Below are 23,333 nucleotides of genomic sequence, written 5' to 3' on the forward strand. Positions count from 1 at the left end.
CAAAAGAGCGCGGAGTAATCAAGATTGGCATTAGTGATAGCCTGTGAAATTTTAGATGATAAATTGCCGTTTAAAGCTTGCCTAAAGTGGCATTTTTTTTCAAAAGGGTATCACTACTAAACTACGAGAATTACCGTTGATTTACAAAATCCGCTCTGAGATTGTCTTCGGTTAATGACCCGGAATTAGCGCCTATTTGTATTGAGCAATGTAAGTCCTCTCTTGAGTGAGGAACCAAGACTTGCATTCCTTGCTACAAATTTAATTACAAACTTAAGTATGGTTGTCTACCCGGACACAATTTAACTCAGTTGACTCGCTCAATTCTTCTGCGGTTTGGGCAGCACAACTGTAAATACGCTGCCTTGACCCACATTGCTGCTAATAGCAATCTCACCGTTAAAAGGTTTTAAAAGTTCAATACAAGTATAAAGTCCTAGACCTGTTCCTGTCGGTTCGCCTTCGGTTTTTTCCTCGCCTTTAGGGGGCTTGGAAGTGTAAAAAGGGTCAAAAATTTTTGACAAATCTTCAGATGATATGCCGCATCCCGTATCTGCAATATCCATGTATATGTTCGAGTCGTCTTGCCGAGTCACGATAGTTATTTCTCTACTTTTCTTTTCCCACATAGCATCCATTGCATTATTAATTAAATTATAAAATACTTGAGAAACATAGGAATAAATTAATGGAATACTGGCAATTTCTTCGTCATAAAAGTATTTTTTTCTAATCTTATTTTTAAAATACAGATTCCCTTCCAATAGCTGAATTTCTCTCTGCACTAAATCGTTGATATTCACCGGGTGCAAATCTTGCTTTTGCTCGTTTCGGCTTTTCATCATCAGAGTATCCATTATCTGATTGATTTTTGTGACAGCTTGAAAAATATACTTAGTATAATTAAACAGAGAGTCTTCTTGAATTTGTGTGGCTTTTGTTTCAATCAAATCGACGCTAGTCTGGATCACTTGCAGGGGACTTTTGAGGTTGTGAACCATTCCCTGGGTCAAACGTCCGATGATGGCTGTTTTTTCCTGGTTTATTAATTGCTTGGTTTTTTGTTCAACAAGTCTTTCCAGGTTTTGGTTGAGGTGGGCAAGTTCGAGGTTTTTTTCTTCGAGTTTTTTTTGCAAGCTGCGGATTGTCAAGTGGGTTTGAATCCGGCTCAAAACTTCTTCGTGCTGGAAAGGCTTAGTGATGTAGTCAACAGCTCCTGTCTGAAAGCCTTTTACTTTATCAGGCGTATCGGAAAGGGCGCTCATGAATATGATGGGAATATCTTGCGTTGAGGGGTCTGCTTTCAAACGGCGGCAAGTTTCAAAACCGTCAATTCCTGGCATCATGATATCCAAAAGAATCAAGTCTGGATGGATGTAGTCAATTTGCTCGATCGCACTTTCGCCGTCTAGAGCCACTAATACTTTAAACCCGTAATTCCTTAACAACTCGAAAAGTACGTCAAGATTTGTTTGGTTGTCATCGACAATTAGTATGATGCTTCTTTCGGAATTCTTATCGTTCATATTCAAGGGAAATATTCAAATTTTTGATTTTTGAGTTGTGGGTTGTGACGTTAAATCGGATTCAATGAATTTTCGGCGGCTTTAGAAACCCGGTTGCTTCCTAGATGCTTCTATTTGCAATAACCCTTTAAGGAGTCGGCTGCGAGCCCGGGCCGTCCAAGCAAATTAAGTTGTCGTTTCCCGGGAGGCCAGAACCCCTGATTGAGAATGGTACTCTGGGCGCGAGATTTAACTGATTTTGAGTTGTCTGTTAGCTACCGTCAATTTTAGGACAAATGTTGCTTCAAAAAATCTCGAATTTGCTTGAGCTGAAATCCTTTAGCAAGTTGGCGCAGGTGATGAACGAAAGGCACTAATGTCGGGTCAGAATCTTCGAGTTTAGCAGTTTCTTCCAGAATAGCTTCAATATCGCCCATTGCAGCCAATCTTAACAACGCCAAGACTGACTCTGAGGCAGGAGACACCATCGTTGAGTCAGCAGCAGCAATCTCAGAAGATGCTTTGGCAGTTTGATCTGTCCGCTTTTTGGTTTGTGATCTTTCTTCGTAAACCCATTCTAGTCTCAAATGCAGGCGCAATAATTCTAAAAGCTCGTTAGTTTGAATCGGCTTGGTGAGAAAATTATCGCAACCTGCAAGTATGCTCTCTTGCTTGGTAGTCTCGTAAACGTTAGCAGACAAAGCAAGGATAACAGTATCTTTTACTTCCGGCAACTCTCGCAGCCGCCTAGTAGCTTCCCAACCGTTCATTACGGGCATCAGCAAATCCATTAAAATTATATCCGGTAGAAATTCCTGTGCTTTGTGCAAGCAGTCTTCGCCGTCTGTAGCTTCTACAATTTCAAAGCCTAAATGAAAAAGCAGCCTGTGCAACATGGCGCGATTTACTTCGTGATCGTCCACTATTAGCACTTTCCGCTGGGGGCCAGTAAAACCTACAAGCTGCCTTTTTTCTTGCCGGGAGGCGAGTTCCGAAGACGGGGCAACTGCAGGCAAGTCTAGATCCACCCAAAATATGCTGCCTTTGCCGGGGGTACTTTGGACGCGAATTTGGCTGCCCATCATTTTGACTAATTTTTGGCTGATGGAAAGTCCCAGTCCGGTACCTTCGACGAAATTGTTATGATCGCCCACTTGATGAAAAGGCAAAAATATTTCTTCTAATTTATTCTGCCCGATGCCAATGCCGGTATCTTCGATTTGAAAGCGAATTTTAGGGGTAAGGGCATGATCGCTGGTATTTTCTGCTGTTATCACCTCGCGCGCTTCTGTTGTTCCCAGCGGCGGGTTCGACATTTGCTGCGCGTCTAAATTCGCGGTCAAATTGATCGTTTGAGTGGCAATTTCCGCTGTCAAACTAGAATTTTCGCAGTTGGTTGGAGGATAGTTATCGGAGAAATTTTCTGCATAACCGACTTTGAATGTAACGCTGCCGCTGTTCGTAAACTTAACGGCATTGCTGAGCAAATTAATCAAAACTTGACGCAACCTTTTTTCGTCTGCCAATATTCCGTCTGGAAGCGCTGAAACCTGCTCGTAATTAAAGGGAATTCCTTTTTGAGCAGAGCGCATCTGGAACAAATCAATAATACTTTTCACAAAACTAGAAAAATGCACGTTTGTCACCGACAGATCCATTTTACTAGCTTCGATTTTTGAGAGGTCTAAAACATCATTAATCAGCATCAGCAGGTGGTTGCCGCACTGGTGAATGTTGTTAAGACTTTCCTGCTGATCTGCGGTAAAATTTTTATCGACTTTGAGCAGTTGAATGTATCCCAAAATTCCGTTCAAAGGCGTCCGCAATTCGTGGCTCATGTTAGCGAGAAAGTCGCTTTTAGCGCGGTTGGCGGATTCGGCGGCTTCTTTAGCTAATTGCAGGGCGGTTTCTGCAAGTTTGCGATCGGCAATTTCAGTTTGTGCTTGTTCAAATAGCATCGATTGCTGAATGCCGATCGCCAACTGCACCCCCAATTGTTTTAGGCACTCTCCCTCGAATTGCTGCCAAAGACGCGGGCCCGTGCAGTGGTGGGCAATTAACAGCCCCCACAAGTTTTCGCCTTGCAAAATCGGCACTACCAGATTCGCTCTCACATCGAGCCGAGTCAACAAAGCCAAGTGGCAGTCTGCCAGACCGGCATTGTAAACATCTTCTGTGGCTCTAATTCTGCCGTCTCGGTAAAGAGTAACGTAGGCTTCCCCAAAACAGGGGTCATAAATTTCCATTCCTACAATTGGTCGGGAATTTTCGGCAACCGACTCGACAGCGATAAACCCGCTCCAATCCGGCTTGAATTGGTAAATAATAGTGCGGTCTACTTGCAAAAACTGCCGCACTTCTTCGACACTTTTAGTAAGAATTTCTTCGAGATTGAGAGAAGATCTAATGCGTTCCAGCATGGCGACAACCAACTGTTCGCGCTTTAATTTTTGGCGCAAAATTACTTCTGATTCTTTGCGTTTGGTGATATCTGTAATTACTCCTATTAAGCCGATGGAATTACCATTAATATCTTGAATGCTATCGGCTCGCACCAGAGCAGTTACTGCTTCGCAGCTTTTAGTTCGCATGGCCACTTCGCCGCACCACGAGCGACCTTGGCGAAGGCTTTTATAAATTTGTTTGTAATTTTTATGCCGGACGTAAAGCGCGGCCATATCGCCAATATCGTTAAGTTCTTCCACGGTGTACCCGTAGCGCTGAATGAAGGCTTGATTGTGGTAAAGAGACCGCCCTTTCAAGTCGGCTATCACGATCGCGTCGCTGGTACTTTCGACGGCTTGAGTGACCTGCAGTAAAGCTAATTCTGCTGCTTTGCGATCGCTGATATCCGTCATCGAACCCACCATCCGCAGAGGGTTTCCGGCTTCGTCCCACACTGCTTGAGCGCGGGCGAGTACCCACTTATAGCTGCCGTCTTTGCACTGCAAGCGGTATTCCGTGGCGTAATTCGGGATTTGGCGATCGAGATAACCTTGGATCGCTGCTTGCACTCTTGAGCGATCTTCTGCATGGAGGCGATCGATCCATGCGCGGTTGGTGCTGTCTATTTCGCCCTCTGCGTAACCTATAATTTCGTGCCAGCGGGCCGATCGAAAAGCTTCATTTGTTTGAAGATTCAGATCCCAAATTCCGTCTTGATTGCCTTTGAGAACTAACTGCCAGCGTTCTTCACTTTTACGCAATTCTTCTTCGGCTTGTTTGCGCTGAATATGAGCGCCCAACTGAGTCGCTACCGCCTTGACCAACTCTACTATACGCGGTTCCATAATCGATCGGTCGCGCTTGCAGAATATTAAAACTGCCAGCACCTCTGATCGAGCGCGAATTGGCACTCCGAAACAACTTTTCAATCCGAGTGCTGCCGCCATTTTGGTTCTGGTAAAAAAATGATTATTGGCTATAGAAATATCTTCTATCCATTCTACATTTCGGGTTGACCAAATCCGTCCCGGCACTCCTACTCCAGAGGCGAATCTAATTTTTTTACTTTCGTGACCGAACCTATCTAAATCGCGATCGCTAGCGTACCAATTTTTGCTGTGTTCCAAAAAAGTACCGTTAGCAGCCGGTATCCAAGCTTCCGCAAAATTCCAGTCGATCGCATTGCACAGCAACCGCAGGATATCTGAGAGGGCACTATGCAAATCTGCCGACTGACTAATGGCTTGAGTTGCTGCCAGCAACAGCTTTATTTCATCTTCTGCTTGCTTGCTTTCTGTAATATCAGTTCCCGTGCCCAGAATTTGTTTTAACTTACCGTCTGCTGTTTTCGCAAATACAGTATCTCGGCTAACCATCCAGCGCCAAGAACCATCCTTGTGCCTAATGCGGTATTCTATTTCAAAGATATCCCCTTCGCTGCCTGTTTCGACTTGCAGTAAATAATCCGGCATTTTGATTGAATCTTCGGGGTGGATTAAAGTTGACATCATCCACGGCCCCATTGCCTGAATCTCCTCTACTGTATAGCCGAGAATGTGGTATATAGAAGCGTTAGCATAGATATTTTTTTTTTCAATTAAGTCACAAACATACAAAATATTAGGACTTGCCCCAGCAATTTGTTGAGTGAATCGCTGGCTCTCTCGCAGTGCTGCTTCTGCTTGTTTTCTTTGGGAAATATCGCGAACAACGCAAATAGTTTCTCCGTCGGCCAGCATTGTCAGTGATACATCTATAGGGACTTTCGAGCCGTCGCGGCGGCATCCTACTGATTCGGTCATGTACCAACCTTTCTTCACTAAATTGGGCATAACTTCTTGCTCAAACCTTTGCAGTTCTGCATCTTCGTAGAATACTTGCCAACTTTTGCCTAACACTTCTTCGATAGAGTCGTAACCGTAAATTTTTAGTCGGGCTGCGTTGCAATAAATCAACTCTCCGTTGGCATCGAGTATAGCGATACCTTCGGAAGCGGCAGCCATTGCCGCTGCTTGCCTGTGGAGTTTTGACTCGAAACGTTTGCGATTCGTGATGTCGCGGACTATCGCGATAATTTCGTCATCTGTGCAGAAAACAATTCTCGCTTCAAAATCGTAGAGTTCACCATTAACTGGCATTTGATATTCTACGACTTCAATCTCGTCGGTGTCGATCGGTTGTTGATTGCCCGACAAGATTTTGTCAGCAAAAGCAGTCGGCAATATGTCTTGTACTTTTTGGTCGATTAGTCTTTTTTGCGGTAGGAAATCCTCGAAATATTTGGCAGATTTGAAGTCTACAAAAGTGCCGTCTGCCCGACAGCGAAATATCATGTCTGGGATCGCATTTAAAAGAGCGCGGTTGGTGGCTTCGCTCTTGCGTAATTCAGCTTCAGCTTGCTTGCTAAATGTAACGTCCCGAGCAACGGCATAAATCAAACCTTCTTCTGCAAACGGCGATGCCGTCCACGACAGCCATTTATAAGTACCATCTTGGCAAATATAGCGATTTTCTAAGCTAATAACGGGGTTGCCTTTTTTAAGTTTTTCTAATTCAGCTAGAGTTATTGGTCGGTCTTCTGGATACACAAATTCAATCAAAGGTTGGGCTAGCATTTCCTCGCTGCTGTAACCGAATACATTTGACCAAGCGGGGTTTAAGCGTTTGAAATAGCCGTCAAAACCTGCAATGCAAAGTAAATCCAGCGAGAGATTAAAAAATCGATCGCGGTCTTGCTGGGTTTGTTTTAATTCGGTGACATCCATCACCAAACCGTCCCAAACTATATCGCCGTTGGCTTGTTTTTCCGGTCTCGACGCGCCTTGCAGCCACTTCACTTTGTCCGGCATAATTTGCCGCCACTGGTGCTGCCAAGCTTGCTGAGTCACCGCTGAAGTTGCGATCGACCGCTGCAAATCTGAGATGTCGTCTGGGTGAACTGTTGCAAAAGCCAAAGCGGCATTTTCTTCTATTTCTTCTGGCTTTAAATTGTATATCTGCCAACTGCCCGAAGAAACGTAAGTAAAAGATGTTTTACCATCTACATAAAGCCGATACTGATAAATCATTCCCGGCACGTTGTCGGTCATTATTTGAAAGCGAGCTTCGCTTTCCTGCAACGCTATTTGCTGGCGCTTGTAATCCGTCACATCTCGCATTGTCCCGACCAACATTTTAGTGCCGTCGGTTTTGGTGAACACAGTTTTTTTAGTAGATAGAATGCGTTCTTTGCCCACGCTATCTATAAAAGTTTCTTCGGTTTGCTCAGGAATGCTTCTTTGCAATACTTGCTCGTCTTGTTGCCAAAACAAATCGGCTTGTGCTGGGGGGAAAAACTCATATCCCGAGTTGCCTATGAGTTCCGAGCGCCTTTTTCCAATCAAGTCGCAAAAAGCGTCGTTTAATACGACCCACCTGTGCTGCTCGTCTTTGACAAAAATTGGATCGGGAGTAGCATTAATCGTATGATTTAAAAACTCTTCTGACGCTTTTAATTGAGCTTCGTAATGGTAGCGATCGCTCACATCCAAGACTACTTTAATCATCCTATCGATCGAGCCATCGCGACCGCGAATACAGCGCAGAGAAACTCTAGTGTAAACTGTTTCTCCGTCTTTTCTACGCCACCTTTTGTCTAAAACATAGCCTTCGCTTTCCCCGGCTAAAACTTTTTTTAACGGCTGTAAGCTGGCCTGCAAGTCATCAGGAAAACCCCACTGATCCCAATTGTTGTGCAAAAACTCTTGGCGATCATACCCCAGCAAATCGCACAAAGCATCGTTAACTTCCAAGCACTTGCATTTTTCGGGTTCTGAGGGGGAAATTGGAGGAGCAATAATCGCAATTCCGACGAGAGAATTCTCGACTACCGAGCGATATTTTTCTTCGCTTTTTCGCAAAGCTTCTTGGTTGTGCTGGCGCTCGACTGCGTAGCGGAGCGATCGAATTAACACTTCGCTGTCGATGTTTCGCTTGACTAGATAATCCTGAGCTCCGGCTTGAATTGACTGCACGGCAAGCTCTTCATCGTTGCGGGCCGTCAGTACGACAATCGGAGTATTTAGGCTGTATTCTTGTATTTTGACAATTGTACTTAAGTCTTGGCTGTCGGGCAACGAAAGGTCTAGTAAAATCACATCAAAATGTTCACCGACCAAAAGTTGCTGCGCTTTGCTGAGACGGTCTGTACAGTTTACTGACAGCCTTTGAGGCTCGGCTCGGCTAACATTTGTTTCTAATAATAATTCTTCGATCAGATCGGCTTCGGCTTGATTGTCTTCGACTAGAAGAACTTTAAAGCCGTTTCGCTTTGCGGCTGAGCTCAAAACTGATATCATATACCTTGTTTTTTGTCATAAGGCAGTCGAGCTAACTATTATAGCATATAAATAATTGCCTCGCCCCAAATCCTGCCACTCCAAGTTAAAAACTCGGTGGTTCAACAATTACAATCCACTCTATGCGACTGTTTTTTTGCTCTAAGTAGATCCACGCAATCAGAGGCAAAAATTTTATGGTTTTTAGGAGTTCAGTTTGCGGAGGAAACTAAGCTGCTTGGTGTTGTGTTGTTAGGGCTAGCGCCCCGGTCAGTCGATTTTAGATTTTAGATTTACTCCAGAGATTAATCGGGAAGGTCGAACCTTAGTCTCAAATTTTTGCCGACTCACGACTCCTGTAGGAAACTTGTATCCGTTATTGGGCGGGTGCAGCCGAGCGCGCGAGCGAACCCCACCCTTTGTTGTCCTTCAATTCCCCTAGCAACACCATCCAAGCCATATCCCCGCACCAATGAGCGCTCAACGCAAAAAAAGCGGTGCGAACTATCTTCACTATTCATATTTTTACCACTTCTTTTATAATACCTTACATAAACTCATTACTGCGATTTCTTTACTTTTTGCAATCAAATAAATTTTCTCCATAGGTCTTGCTATTTACCAAAAAAGTGATAGTCTTTAAATAGAGGCAATCGAAAACTCGGTTGATACAGCCTAGGAAAAAATCAGAGAATTTTGGTAACAAAAATACAATTCCAAATAAACCGTATTTTGTTTACTGTCCTTTGACCGAACTGAGATGAAGTTGAGAGGAAAAAAGCAATGATAGAAAAATTAGAGATAGCCCCAAAACCCGTTTTAATTCCCAAAGAAAAAGCCTTAGTATTGTGGTTTGATGAAGTCGGCATCGCCGACATCCCATTAGTAGGTGGAAAAAATGCTTCTTTAGGCGAAATGATTCAACAGTTAACCGCGCAAGGAGTCAGAGTTCCCAACGGATTTGCAACTACAGCACACGCTTACCGCTACTTCATTCAGTCAGCGGGTTTAGAAGCTAAATTGCGCGAAATTTTTGCCGATTTAGACGTAGAAGATTTGCAAAACCTGCGACAAAAAGGCAAGCAAGCGCGGGCACTGATTCTGGACACACCGTTTCCGCGAGAACTGCAAGCGGCGATCGCGGATGCTTACGAGAAATTGTGCGATCGCTACGGCGACAGTACAGACGTAGCAGTGCGTTCCTCCGCCACCGCCGAAGACTTACCAGACGCGAGTTTCGCGGGACAGCAAGAAACCTACCTCAACGTCCAAGCTTGCGCTGGTGTCCTCGAATGCTGTCACAAATGCTTTGCTTCCATATTCACCGATCGCGCGATTTCCTACCGCCAACAGCGAGGTTTCGACCACTTTGAAGTCGCCCTATCAGTCGGCGTCCAAAAAATGGTGCGATCGGACTTAGCATCCTCCGGCGTCATGTTCAGCATCGACACCGAAACCGGATTCAAAAACGCCGTATTAGTAACCGCCGCCTACGGATTAGGCGAAAACGTCGTCCAAGGCACCGTCAACCCCGACGAATACTTCGTCTTTAAACCAACCTTAAAACAAGGTTTTCTCCCGATTTTAGACAAACGCCTCGGCAGCAAAACACTCAAAATGGTGTACGATATCGGCGGTTCTAAATACACCAAAAACGTCTCCGTCATAGCAGCAGAAAAAAATAAATTTGCCATACAAGATGATGAAATTCTGCAACTAGCCAAATGGGCAGTAGTCATAGAAGAACACTACTCTAAAGTGCGTGGAACTTATACCCCGATGGACATTGAGTGGGCGAAAGACGGCAATACGGGTGAATTGTTTATCGTCCAAGCGCGACCCGAAACGGTACAATCTCAAAAGTCTGCTAAAATTTTGCGAAACTACAAATTGCAAGGTTCCAGTGCAATTTTGGCAAAAGGACGCGCCGTTGGCGAATCCATCGGACAAGGCAAAGCCCGCGTGATTTTAGATGTGCACAAAATCGCTGAATTTCAATCAGGAGAAGTTTTAGTTACCAACAAAACAGACCCGGATTGGGAACCGATTATGAAAAAAGCAAGTGCGATCGTCACCAATTCCGGCGGCCGTACTTGTCACGCCGCGATCATCGCCCGAGAAATGGGAATTCCCGCCATTGTCGGCACCGGCGACGCCACCCAAATCTTGAAAAACCATCAAGAAATCACTGTTTCTTGTTCCGAAGGAGACGAAGGCAAAGTTTATGCCGGTTTGCTTCCTTTTGAAATTCAAGAAACTGCGATCGCGAATTTACCCCGCACCCGCACTCAAATTTTAATGAATGTCGGGAATCCAGAAGAAGCCTTTGGTTTATCAGCAATTCCTTGCGACGGCGTAGGCTTAGCACGGCTGGAATTCATCATTGCCAATCACATTAAAGCACACCCGCTGGCACTAATTCACTTTGACGAATTGGTAGATGAATCAGTAAAAGAAGAGATTGCAGAACTGACAGCACTTTACCCACACAAACCAGATTTCTTCACCGACAAACTCGCCCACGGAATAGCTACAATTGCCGCCGCATTTTATCCCAATCCAGTCATCGTGCGGATGAGCGATTTCAAGAGCAACGAATATGCTAATCTTTTGGGAGGACGGCAGTTTGAGCCCAAGGAAGAAAACCCGATGATCGGGTGGCGCGGCGCCTCTCGCTATTACGACCCCAATTACCGCGAAGCTTACGCTTTGGAATGCAAAGCATTAAAGCGAGTTCGGGATGAAATGGGCTTGACAAATGTGATTCCGATGATTCCATTTTGTCGCACCCCCGATGAAGGACGAAAAGTGTTAGCCGAGATGGCAAAAAACGGTTTAGTTAAGGGCGAGAACGGCTTGCAAGTGTATGTGATGTGTGAATTGCCTAGCAATGTGATATTTGCTGACGAATTCGCGCAAGTTTTTGACGGATTCTCGATCGGCTCTAACGATTTAACTCAGTTAACATTAGGATTAGACCGGGACTCTGCTTTAGTCGCGCACATTTTTGACGAACGGAATGAAGCTGTCAAGCGTATGGTAGCAATTGCCATTAAAGCCGCCAAGAAGTACGATCGCAAGATTGGGATTTGCGGTCAAGCGCCCAGCGATTATCCTGAGTTTGCTCGTTTCTTGGTTGAGTTGGGAATTGATTCGATTAGTTTGAATCCCGATTCGGTTTTGAAGACTTTGTTAGATGTTGCTAAGGTGGAAGGTGCGGGTTCGTTGATGGATTTAGCGGGGGAGGTTGCTAAAGTGTAACCGTTTTAGTTTTTGAGATAAACCGGGTTTTTTAAACAATAGCTGCGCCCTTTCCCGGCTTGGTTGTTTGTGAACTCGACCCGGTTTCTCATATCTAGTCATGTAAAATAACCGAGCTCGCGTTTGTAGTGAGGAATCCAAGTTCTGTGATTTTTATGAGGGCTTGCATTCGTCACTACCAAACTATTTTATTGCGGGTAATTGACCGGGCATAATATCACACCATACCTTCGCTTCTGACTTTGTTGGGCCCGGGCGATGCGCTTTACGAAGAAACTGGCGCCAAAAGCGATCGCCCTCCGAACCCGCCAGCTAACGGTTAACACACGGGCGGCTTAGTTTGAGACTTACTCGGGAACTTTTCTCCTTTAAAACCGTCGTTTCTGAGATAATTTTCTGTTGCCGATCGCCTAAATCAAAAAACATATTCTCCACATAAGCTCTCACAAAGTGCTAACTGTTCTCCTGATTATTTTCATAGGTTTAGCTCCGTCGCTGCTGTCTTTGTGGGTGATGCGCTCTGCTCAGAGCCAAGCCCGCGATAGAATTGCAGCGGCTAGGCTTGCGGTAGCGAATAGAGCCATGCGAACTCAACTACCAACTGCCGATCGCACTTACATACAAAGCCTCGGTTATTCGATCGGCGATATCACTTGCGAGTATAACGCCCGCTCTAATTACATTCGCTGCGCTGTCAATCCTTCGGGGCCCTGTCAGGATTGTCGGTACTACCAAGCCAGAACTCTTGACGTTCGCGGAGAAAAGATATAGCTTGTATTAATGCTTATATCTATGCCTATTTGCGGATGTAGTAATCAATGAGTTAATATGTACTTACGTGTAAGGATTATTGGTGAAGCTTGTTTTGGACGACCCACGCCAAAACTCAGCAATTAAAACCTAATCGAGCATTATTGCTTGGTTACAGTTGCCATAACGGGCGGATTGCGATCGCTGTTTTTTTAGTTTAGGATTTACGATCCGAAACCAAGTTTAGACCATAAATTTTGGTTGGGTGGCCAGAAAACTCCGAATAAATTGGGTTTCTCGTCTCTTGGGCGTGACTCCAGCAGTTAAAAAAATTAGCGAACCAAAATCGCAAGTAGCTGATGGGAAAATCTCCAAGCCAGTTTCTCCAAAACATCCTAAAAAATGCTGCACGAACAATAGTCCCGAGCATTTACCTTAAACAGAAACCTGCTCGAAGACTCGCTTGTTGACAGTTTGAGAAGTTAGTTGTGGGCGACACTAATCTGTTTTTGCGATCGCAGCAAAACAGTCTCAAACCAGGATTGCTGTCTTCAGACTGCAAGTCATGAATTTTTAAGACGCCTCGTCGATACAGGGTATGTATATTTTAATTTAAGGACACGCCTTGGGTACTGCTGGCCTAATTATGTCACGGCCAACACTCCCTAATTAAGGTCGGGTTACTATTGTTAACAGGGCTTGCCCATCAAAACCAAAGAAACCTAGTTTTTTACCGGGAGCGAGGGCTGTCACGAAGTCTTTTCGTCCATCAAACCCGGTTTCTGCGTCAATAAATGCTGAAATTTCTCTGCAAATAAAGTGCCTTAGACGATGACAAAAAACCTCATTAAGTAAATTTTTGAGAAGTCGTGTTATTGTCTAGTGCCTGGTGTAAGAGATATGCGTGTCACCGATACACTCGCTAACACAACAGAAAGCTGAAGGCAAAAAATCACCCGATAGATGCTCGGGATTTAAACTCCCACTTGTCAGAGCTTCTGCAGGCGATATTTGCAATGCTATTAAATATCAAGATAGCACTGCTTTTTGCTGAGTAAAATTTGCTTCTTGCTCTTTCTATAAGTCAAGAATCAGAGCCTCTTACTCTGCTATTTCAGCTTTTCCATATGTGATAATTAGCATCTAGCAGTGGGTACATCATCTACAATCCGTGAAACAATTTGACCATGCAAAGCATCTGCCACAAACCAATTATAACTAAAAAAATAGGTGACTCCAGCGCAAGGATTGCGGGCGCAAACTCCCGAACAAGAGCAACTTATCATCAGAAAAAACAAATAAAACAAGTAAAAACACAGGAGTATTTCCTGTCCCACAAACTCCGTGGCGGCGGGGGAATTGGGCATCCCCACAGAGAATTTTTGCTCTCCACCAAGTCGAGTGGCAGCCGGAGTGTAAAAAATGTACTATTCGTCGATTCGAGGGTAGACTACCTAGTGACCACGAGTACCAGGGGGCAAGACCCGGCGACCGACGTGACCATCACTGACAGCATTGTTTGGGGTTTAACAAAAGTCACCGTATTGGACGGCAATACTTACGATCTTGTGGCGGGCATTGTCACCTTCGGACCCGTGGCAATCGCCAACGCGGAGACAGTCACCCGGACGATCGACTTCACAGTACCGCCCACCCTAACTTCCATCGGCAACACGGCCAGAAGTATCTCCATCACTCCCAACTCGACTCCGGCCAACAACAACGGTACAAACCCCAACGCCACCGTCACCACCTCGATCGATGCTGTGGTCGATGTTGTCACCCAAAAAACGGCGGCAGCGAGCATCAACGCGGGCGCGATGCTCATTTATACAATTACTACTAGCAACAACGAGCCGAGTCCCGCTGCCAATGTAGTCATCACCGACAGCCTGATTCCCAGCTTAAGGGGAGTCACCCTGTCCGACGGCGGAACCTACAATCTAGCCACTGGAGCGATCGATTTCCCAGTGATCGCGAATTTAGCGATCGGCACCAACCAGAGCCCCACCATCAGCTTTGTACCGTCGCCTACCCTGACGAGGATCACCAACATTGTATCGAGCCGATCGCACACTCCAGACCCCGACTTGACGAACCACAACTGCTCGACAGTCGCAGCGCCCGGTGAGGCGGGGGGTCGAGTCACTACCTTGCTCAATTGTGAAGTAGGAACTGATAAGTTTGTCCTCGCCGACGGACTAAGTTTTGAGGTCTTGCGAATTAACTCGACAGCGAATGGCACACTCTTGCAAGTTGGTGCCACTGGGGAGGTTTTTGCTCAGGTTTTTGAGCCGCATAATTCTCTGAATGCTCGGGATTTTCTGACTCTGGCTCCGTCAGGATAAAAGCCCATTTAATTCCATGGGTTTCACGATATTTTCTAAATTCGGTTAGTTTCCTAATCCTGATTCTTTTAAAGAAAGTTTAAAATCAACAAGCATCAAGCTCGTGACTTATTTTCTTTCGGAGCAATCGACTACCAAAAACTACGTTTTTATTAAGTAATTTACTTCTAATGATACCTCAATAAAAGGAGTTTATGTCTACAGAAATAGAACGTTATTGGGTCTCAATATATTAACAAATATTGGGCAGTTTTACTCCCCTAACAGTGGTTGTTGTTCAGGAATTTAGTCCTACTAAAAATCTGATTACTCAAGCCATTAACAGTACAAACATGAACAAACTTTAAGTGTATTTCACAAAGAAAGCTGCCAACCCACGGCGTTTTTCCGTACATCGCGCCGCTTTTTTTCATTTTAAAATAATTCTGGCTACAGTCATACTTGGCTAAAAAAACGCCTAATTTTCAGGTAAATGGAGCTAACTGCTACTTTGGGAAGATGTCAATTAAAAAATAATCGCCGTAAATGGAACTGGTTAACTATTATGCGAAGCCGATCAATTAGGAATTATAAATTTCCTAGTAGCAATTAATAATAAAATCGGTCGCTGAAGGTTAACAATAAACACGTCAAGGAGCTATGTAACTCATGAAAAAATTAGGGTGCAACTACTCTCGCCAAATTCAAAAATTAAGTGGCGTTCCGCGCGACAAAGAATCCATAAAATTTCCTGTGATTTGGAGGCCATTAGCGGGCGATAGGGCGATCGATATTGACTGTTTAAAAAAAACGAGTTTTGGCGTCAAGAGCGAGCATAAAAAATATTTAGTTTGCATAGATCCGAGGGTAGATAATTATCAGCATCTTGCCAGCGGAGTCAAACCGGGAACAGAGATAATTGTCCTCGATAGAACGCGGGACGGAGTAGAACAAATTACCGAGATTCTAGCTAAACGCAGCTTTATTGCTAGCCTTCAGATAGTTGCTCACGGCGACGAAGCTTCGCTACAACTGGGGTCAACTGTACTGAAGGATGAAAACTTGCCAAAGTACGATCGGCATTTGCAGCAGTGGCGCAATGCCTTCAGCGAAAAAGCCGATATTTTATTACTAGCGTGCAGGGTTGGGGCTGGACAATCCGGGATTGCTTTCGTGCGGAAGCTAAGAGAATTAACAGGCGCAAATATAGCGGCTTCCAACAATCTAATTGGCAGTGCAAAATTAGGAGGAAACTGGCAATTAAATGTAACAGCAGGACGAGTAAAAACCGCCATAGCTTTTGAAACAAAAACGCAGGAAACTTACAGCGCTGTCCTCGTGACTTTAGTTGACGAAAGTTTTCAAGAGGTAAATCTAACAGGGCCTTGGATATCTGGGGTCAGCGGCACCTCAGACGCTCCAGCTTTAACATCAGGAACCGGATCGGAGAGTTTTCCGGGTTTGAACATCGACCCGCCCGGTAGCGGGGCTTTGAGATTAACTTCAAGAAGTTTTGACCAATCTACTTTTGCCATCTATAACAATCCGGTACCAGTCAGCAGCGGCCTTAAAATAGTCTTCGATATATTTGCCTACAACGGCACTGTACGTCCGAATTTACCCAGTAATTTGACAGGGGATGGCATAAGTTTCTTTTTAATTGACGGTACTGTGACGCCAACAGTAGCTGGAGGCTATGGAGGGTCTCTCGGCTACGCCCAAAATGCAGATACAAATCAGTCCGGTTTACGGGGAGGTTATTTAGGAATTGGATTGGATGAATTCGGAAATTTCTCAACTACAAGTTCTGGGCGAGTAGGCGGAATTTCGGGGGGAATTAGACCTGATTCGGTAACGCTTCGAGGTAGCGAAGCTACGCAATATCAGTTTTTAACTTCTAACTATTTGCCGGGGGGAGTAGATAATATTCCCAACCCCGTAAGTCCGCCGATCAACACCATTACTAGCACGCGGGAACCAGCCAGAAGAAGAGTTCAAGTTATTTTGGAACCTCCCAGTTCGGCAACGCCCAACCGTCTCACTGTTAACTTTGATCTCAACAATAATGGTTCGTTTACAGATGTGGGCGAGACAATTATCAAGATTGACAATTTAGCGACAATAAACGGGCCAATTCCGGAAACATTCAAATTTGGTTTTGCTGGCTCAACGGGAGACGCAACAAATATTCACGACGTTCGCACTTTGTCTATCCAAACTATAGAGGTGCCGCCTACTACAGCAGATGTTGCGACAACGAAAAAAGGCCCGCCCGCTGCGGCACCGGGCAGCAGCATTACTTACACAATTACGACAGTAAATAACGGCCCGAACGTGGCCGAAAACGTGCTGGTTGAAGACCAACTGCCCCGAGGGGCAGTGTTTGGCAGTGCCGACAACGGCGGCACTTTCAACCCGACAACGAGACTGGTCACCTGGCCAACTATTCCGAATTTACCTCTTGGGGCCAGCGTCACCCGCACCGTAACTGTTACGACCCCAACTACACTCGGCGCTATTACAAACAGTGTATTCAGCAGCAGCAACACGATCGATCCCGTACCCGCCAACAACAGCGGCAGCAGCCCCGAAGCACGAGTCACCACCACTATCACGAACGATATTGCCGATGTAGTGACGGTCAAAACCGGGCCCGCTACTGCGGCGGCAGGCTCGACAGTCACCTACACAATTACGGCGGCTAACAGTGGGCCGAGTGCGGCAACCAATGTGGCGATCGCCGACACCATCGTTCCGGGTTTAACAGGAGTCAGCGTCTCCGAGGGCGGAACTTACACGGCAACTACAGGTATTGTGACTTGGCCAGCGATCGCATTAGCCAGCGCAGCCAGCGCCAACAGAACCGTCAGTTTCGCAGTTCCCGCCACCATCGGCCCGATCGCCAACACTGCTAGCAGCACCTCAACGAGCCCAGACCCCAATCCTGCCAACAACAACGGCAGCAGCCCCCAAGCGCGAGTCACCACCACGATCACCGATAGCGCCGATGTAGTGACGGTCAAAACCGGGCCCGCTACTGCGGCGGCAGGATCGACAGTCACCTACACAATTCTCACCGAAAACAGAGGGCCCACTACCGCCACCAACATCACCGTTACAGACACCATCGTTCCCGGTTTAACGGGCGTTACAGCATCCAACGGCGGTATTTACGACCCAGCCACAGGCATTGTCAGCTTTCCGCCCATTGCCACCTTAGCTGACGGCTTGACCGTCAGCCGGACTGTCAGATTCCCAGTCCCGGCGACTGGCACTGTCAGCAACACGGCAAGAAGTACCTCAAACACGAATGACCCGAATCCCCGCAACAATAACGGCATCGAGCCCGGCGCAACTGTTACAACCAGCATCGCCTCTGCCCCGACTCCGACTCCGACTCCCGCACCGACTCCGACTCCCGCCAATCAACCGCCGACAGCTAACAACGTCAACCTCGAAATCGCCCCCAGCAGCGCTGTGGCGATCGCAGGACTTGGAGGAACCGACCCCGACGGGTCGATCGCATCTTTCACGATCAACACCGTCCCAGCAGCCAATGAAGGGCTGATATTTTTAGGCAATCCCGAGACTGGTGGCCGGGTTGTCACCGCTGGTCAAATTCTGACGCCTGCTGACATTAACCAATTATTTTTCCAATCGACAGCCAACTTTACCACAGCCAATTTCACCTACAGTGCTACAGACAATCAGGGTGCTACCAGCCCGGCTAGCGCTACTGTATCGGCGCTGCTGCCACTGCCAAACCTACCGCCGACAGCTAACAACGTCAACCTCGAAATCGCCCCCAGCAGCGCTGTGGCGATCGCAGGACTTGGAGGAACCGACCCCGACGGGTCGATCGCATCTTTCACGATCAACACCGTCCCAGCAGCCAATGAAGGGCTGATATTTTTAGGCAATCCCGAGACTGGTGGCCGGGTTGTCACCGCTGGTCAAATTCTGACGCCTGCTGACATTAACCAATTATTTTTCCAATCGACAGCCAACTTTACCACAGCCAATTTCACCTACAGCGCTACAGACAACCAGGGTGCTACCAGCCCGGCTAGCGCTACTGTATCGGCGCTGCTGCCACTGCCAAACCTACCGCCAGAAGCAGCCCCGGTCAATCTTGATATCGCCCCCAGCAGCACTGTCTTGATCGCAGGACTTGGAGGAACTGACCCCGACGGGTCGATCGCATCCTTCACCATCAACACCGTCCCAGCAGCCAATGAAGGGCTGATATTTTTAGGCAATCCCGAGACTGGCGGCCGGATTGTCACCGCTGGTCAAATTGTGACACCTGCTGACATTAACCAATTATTTTTCCAATCGACAGCCAACTTTACCACAGCCAATTTCACCTACAGCGCTACAGACAACCAGGGTGCTACCAGCCCCGCCAGCGCTACTTTAACAGCCATTCCAGTTAACGAACCGACACCAACGCCAACACCACCCGTCCCACAACCAACACCAACACCACCCGTCCCACAACCAACGCCAACACCCGTCCCAGAACTAACACCAACACCACCCGTCCCACAACCAACACCAACACCACCCGTCCCAGAACTAACACCAACACCACCCGTCCCACAACCAACACCAACACCACCCGTCCCACAACCAACACCAACACCACCCGTCCCACAACCAACACCAACACCACCCGTCCCACAACCAACACCAACACCAAGTGCAACTCCAACGCCAAGGACGGAACCAACACCAGGGACGGAACCAACACCAACACCAACTGCAACTCCAACACGAGGGACGGAACCAACACCAACACCAACTGCAACTCCCACACCAACACCAACACCAACGCCTATATTCGGCCCAGTGCCCGAACCGGATACCGGTTGCGGTTGCGACCCCTTGCCCCAGCCACCGAACATCACATTTATCCCACCCCAGCCTTCCCCAATACTCAACTTCGACTCCGACGCCGCACAACTCATTGACATCCAAAACACGATGAGAGGCACTCCCGGAAACGATTCCTTAACAGGGAACGAAGCTAACGAACTGTTAATCTCCAGAGGCGGCGACGACACACTTTTAGGTGAAGGTGGCAGCGATATCATCTTCAGCGACCAACAGCGAGACTTCATCGCAGCAGGCAAGGGCAACGACATCGTTTACGGCGGCAAACAAACCGATGCCGTATTTGGCGGCAAACAAGACGATCGCATTTTTGGTGATCGCAATTCCGACACATTGTACGGCGATCGCGGTGCCGACACGATCGTCGGCGACAACGGCAACAACATCGACTTGACCGACAACGACGGCGACCTGATTTTCGGCGGGTCTTCAGGCGACGCCATTGCCGGCACTCAAGGCAACGACACCGTTTACTCCGGCAAAGGCCCTGACATCGCCTATGGTGGCATCGACAACGACCTGATTTGGGGTGACAAAGGCCCGGACACCCTTTCCGGGGACAAGGGAGACGACTCTTTGTTTGGTGGCGTACTCAACTCCCTAGACAGTGACTCCGACGGCTTCGATTTGCTGTTGGGAGGCGATGGCAACGACTTGATGAACGGCCAAGAACAAGACGATACCCTGGTGGGCGGCAACGGCCCGGATGTGGTGTTTGGAGGCAAAGGGGGTGATCAAATTTTTGGCGAAACTGACTCGGATACTCTCTACGGCAATCAAGGTTCCGACACCATACTCGGTGACTACGGCACTGCAGCAGGTAGCACAATTGCGACCTCTGAAGGCGATTTAATTTTCGGTAACGATAGCGGCGATATCATCGGCGGCGGTTGCGGTAACGACAGCATTTTTGCCGGCAAAGGTAATGACTTAATTCACGGTGGCAAAGATAACGACTTAATTCGGGGCGAACTCGGTTCCGATACCATTGTCGGCGATGAAGGAGACGATTCGCTTTATGGTGGTTTGCAAAACCAGTTAGTGTCGGATGTTGACGGTCGCGACTTGCTATTTGGAGGAGATGGAAATGATTTTCTCAATGGTGGTGAGAGTTCCGACTCTCTGAGTGGGGGTTTTGGTAACGATACCCTTCGTGGTGGCAAGGATGACGACTTGGTAAATGGAGATGCGGGCGATGATTTGATCTACGGCGACTCCGGCAGCGATATTTTGTGTGGTGATGAGGGTAACGATACCATTAGTGGCGATCGCGGGGAAAATCTGCGAGGCGCTGTGGGCCAAGACGGTCAGCAAGACTGTATTAATGGTGGCAGTGGCGATGACCTGTTATATGGCAATGAAGGTCAAGATACTCTCAATGGTGATGATGGTAAGGACACTCTTTACGGAGGGAAAGATCGCGATATTCTCAATGGGGGTGCAGGAGATGACTGGCTGTTTGGTGATGGCGGAGATGATACTTTGATTGGGGGTATGGGGAACGATCACTTTGTGTTAAACGCTAACAGTGGTATGGATACTATCCTCAATTTTTCTGTAGGAACTGACAAGTTTTTCCTGGCTGACGGCTTGACTTTTGAGGCTTTGCAAATTAACCCAACGGCGAATGCCACACTGCTGCAAGTTGCTGCCACTGGGCAGGTTTTAGCTCAGGTTTTTGGCGCTGATAATTCTCTGACTTCTCTGGATTTTCTGAGTCTTTCTCGTTAAGACCAAAGCGCAATAAACAGCGTGTAAGGTTCCATTTCCACAGCACCTTACCGCTGTTTATTCAAAAATTCTAATCCTAAAAAAATAGCTGCGATGCTTCCGGATACACAAATTTGTCGGTTTTTGATTTTCAAAAAAACTTCGGCAATGGGGACTAAAACTACTTCAATATCTTCGGTAATATCTAATTGGATTTTGCTGCTGGCAAGCTTGACATTTTTAGCAAAGTATAGGTAGATAGAATTGGTGTCTTTGACGGGGTTATCATATAAAGTTGCTAGTTCCAAAATTTCTTCAGCAACATATCCCGTTTCTTCGGCAAGTTCTCTGGCTGCTGCCGATTCCCCGCTCTCTTCAGCAGGGTTGAAAGATCCAGCAGGCAGTTCCAGCAAAATTTCGCCTACTCCGTGCCTGTATTGGCGCACTAATACAAGTTCTTGCTGCTCGGTCGTGGCAAAGACTAGGGCGATATTGGGTCGGACATTAACAAAAAAGTCGTCTATAATTTCTCCGCTTGGCAATTCTATTTCATCTTGTCTAACCTGACACCACTTGTGGTTAAGAACGAAGCGCGATCGCAATAATTTCCATTTAATTAAATTTTTCATATCGCCATAATGCTAAACTTTCAGCGTCATCCGAAGGCAAAATTTTCCCATCCATAATTTATTTCAGATCAAAAATTTCACCCAGCCGCCATGCCATACAAAAAATTACTCACCAGATTTGGGGAAGACTTACAAAAATTGACTGTTAATTCTCTAGCAGCCGGATTGTTTGCGATCGAGTCACTGAGTCTGAGTCTAGCAGTCGTCGCCGCAGTTGCGACAGTGCCCGCAACACTGGAGCCAGTAAATGCTTCTACAGTCACCAGTTGGAAATTCGATCCGGCGACAAATCAGCTAGAAATTACTCTCCCAGAGGGAATGACGCCCCAGTATTCTCTACTAAATCTCAGTCAGATTGCTGTGGATTTGCCCAATACGGACATCGGAGTAGATGCAACTCAGCTATACCCAGAAGGCACAGTGCGTTCTGTGGGGGTTAGTCAAGTTCAACCGGGAAGGGCGAGAATTCTGGTCAATTTGGCTCCCGGAGTCGGTTTTAGCGGGGGGAAAGTGCAATTCCAAAGAATTGGGGTAGAAAATCGCTGGGTGTTACGACCTTCGATCGAACCGACTACGAGTATGGAAACTCCCGAAACTCAACCCCAGCCTGCAATACAAGTACGGCAAAACCAGCGACCGATAGATCCCAAGTCAACTGCTGCCACAGAGGTCGATCGACCAGAATCTCCTACTTCCTCGAATCCCGGTACAAATTTTTCGCCGCGGTCAACTTCAAATGACCAAATCCGGCCGCTAAGAGTGCCTTTAGTCAATGTTCGCCTTGATGAACGCCGTGTTGTACAAGCTGCGGCTGTACCCGGCCTAGCCTCTCAAATAACGCCTGCTGCTGCACCTCAACAGCGGACGCTTACTTTTGGTGAACCACTTCCTCGCGCCGGATCAAATGCTCCTTTGCAGGCTGCGACTCGGGCGAATGTCTTGTTGCCGGCGGGCACGGAGATCAGTTTGCTCTACCCCGGTGCTCAGGCTTTGCGGCTTGCCCGTGCGAAGCCCAGCCGAGAGGAAGTGCTACTGCTGCAAGGGGGAATTCTCGACAGTCTCGGCAATACGATCGTACCTGCTAATACGCCGGTCATCGGTCGATTTGAAACGACTAACCTCGGCAGTAGATTTGTAGTGGAAGCTATTAGTCTCAACGGCCGCAATATCCCTCTGGTGGCTCGCTCGGAACCCGTGGAAGGCCGACGGGCTCAGCCTTCCGATCGCAGTTTGTTGCGAAATACTGGTATTGGTGGCTTAGCTTTGTTCTTGCTGAGCGGCTTTTCCGGTATCGGTTTGTTGGCGGGAGCAGCCGGTGGTGTTGCTACAACTTACGTCGCTGCTCCTCAACCTGCTACGATTCAACCCGGTCAAATTTTGCAAGTTCAGTTAACCGAAGATTTACCCCAGTTCGGTTTTTGAAGGAAGAAGGAAGAAGGAAGAAGGAAGAAGGAAGAAGGAAGAAGGAAGAAGGAAGAAGGAAGAAGGAAGAAG

Annotated in this window: 8 protein-coding genes; 5 read left to right on the top strand and 3 right to left on the bottom strand. The window is 47.0% G+C overall.

All coding sequences use genetic code 11. The features are described 5' to 3' along the window. Positions 1–320: 320 nt before the first annotated feature. On the bottom strand, positions 321–1,526 hold the full coding sequence (locus QT996_RS19920) for a hybrid sensor histidine kinase/response regulator (protein ID WP_333048492.1): 1,206 nt from the start codon (positions 1,524–1,526) through the stop codon (positions 321–323). 266 nt (positions 1,527–1,792) lie between these two features. Next, positions 1,793–8,287 (bottom strand): PAS domain S-box protein, encoded by a 6,495-nt coding sequence (locus tag QT996_RS19925; protein ID WP_333048493.1) that lies wholly within the window; start codon positions 8,285–8,287, stop codon positions 1,793–1,795. Between the two features lie 762 nt (positions 8,288–9,049). On the opposite strand from QT996_RS19925, the gene ppsA reads away from it, so the two are divergent. From ppsA to QT996_RS19945, 4 genes are all read left to right on the top strand, one after another. Continuing rightward, positions 9,050–11,527: a phosphoenolpyruvate synthase gene (gene ppsA / locus QT996_RS19930; protein WP_333048494.1), complete on the top strand. Its 2,478-nt coding sequence runs from the start codon at positions 9,050–9,052 to the stop codon at positions 11,525–11,527. A 450-nt stretch (positions 11,528–11,977) separates the two neighbouring features. After that, the gene (locus QT996_RS19935) at positions 11,978–12,298 is read left to right on the top strand and encodes a DUF6464 family protein (RefSeq protein ID WP_333048495.1); all 321 of its coding nucleotides are present in this window, start codon (positions 11,978–11,980) and stop codon (positions 12,296–12,298) included. Positions 12,299–13,464: 1,166 nt separating this feature from the next. Then, the gene (locus tag QT996_RS19940) at positions 13,465–14,625 is read left to right on the top strand and encodes a hypothetical protein (RefSeq protein WP_333048496.1); all 1,161 of its coding nucleotides are present in this window, start codon (positions 13,465–13,467) and stop codon (positions 14,623–14,625) included. Positions 14,626–15,273: 648 nt separating this feature from the next. Next, positions 15,274–21,231, top strand: coding sequence for a DUF4347 domain-containing protein (locus QT996_RS19945; protein ID WP_333048497.1), 5,958 nt, complete (start codon positions 15,274–15,276; stop codon positions 21,229–21,231). 47 nt (positions 21,232–21,278) lie between these two features. Here the strand turns inward: QT996_RS19945 and QT996_RS19950 are convergent, their stop codons facing one another. After that, positions 21,279–21,839 (bottom strand): NUDIX hydrolase, encoded by a 561-nt coding sequence (locus tag QT996_RS19950; protein ID WP_333048498.1) that lies wholly within the window; start codon positions 21,837–21,839, stop codon positions 21,279–21,281. 90 nt (positions 21,840–21,929) lie between these two features. Here QT996_RS19950 and QT996_RS19955 point away from each other — a divergent pair, with 90 nt between their 5' ends. Further along, positions 21,930–23,261: an AMIN domain-containing protein gene (locus QT996_RS19955; RefSeq protein ID WP_333048499.1), complete on the top strand. Its 1,332-nt coding sequence runs from the start codon at positions 21,930–21,932 to the stop codon at positions 23,259–23,261. The last annotated feature ends 72 nt before the right edge of the window (positions 23,262–23,333 follow it).

This window comes from Microcoleus sp. S13C4, assembly GCF_036700865.1.
Classification (GTDB): domain Bacteria; phylum Cyanobacteriota; class Cyanobacteriia; order Cyanobacteriales; family Microcoleaceae; genus Microcoleus.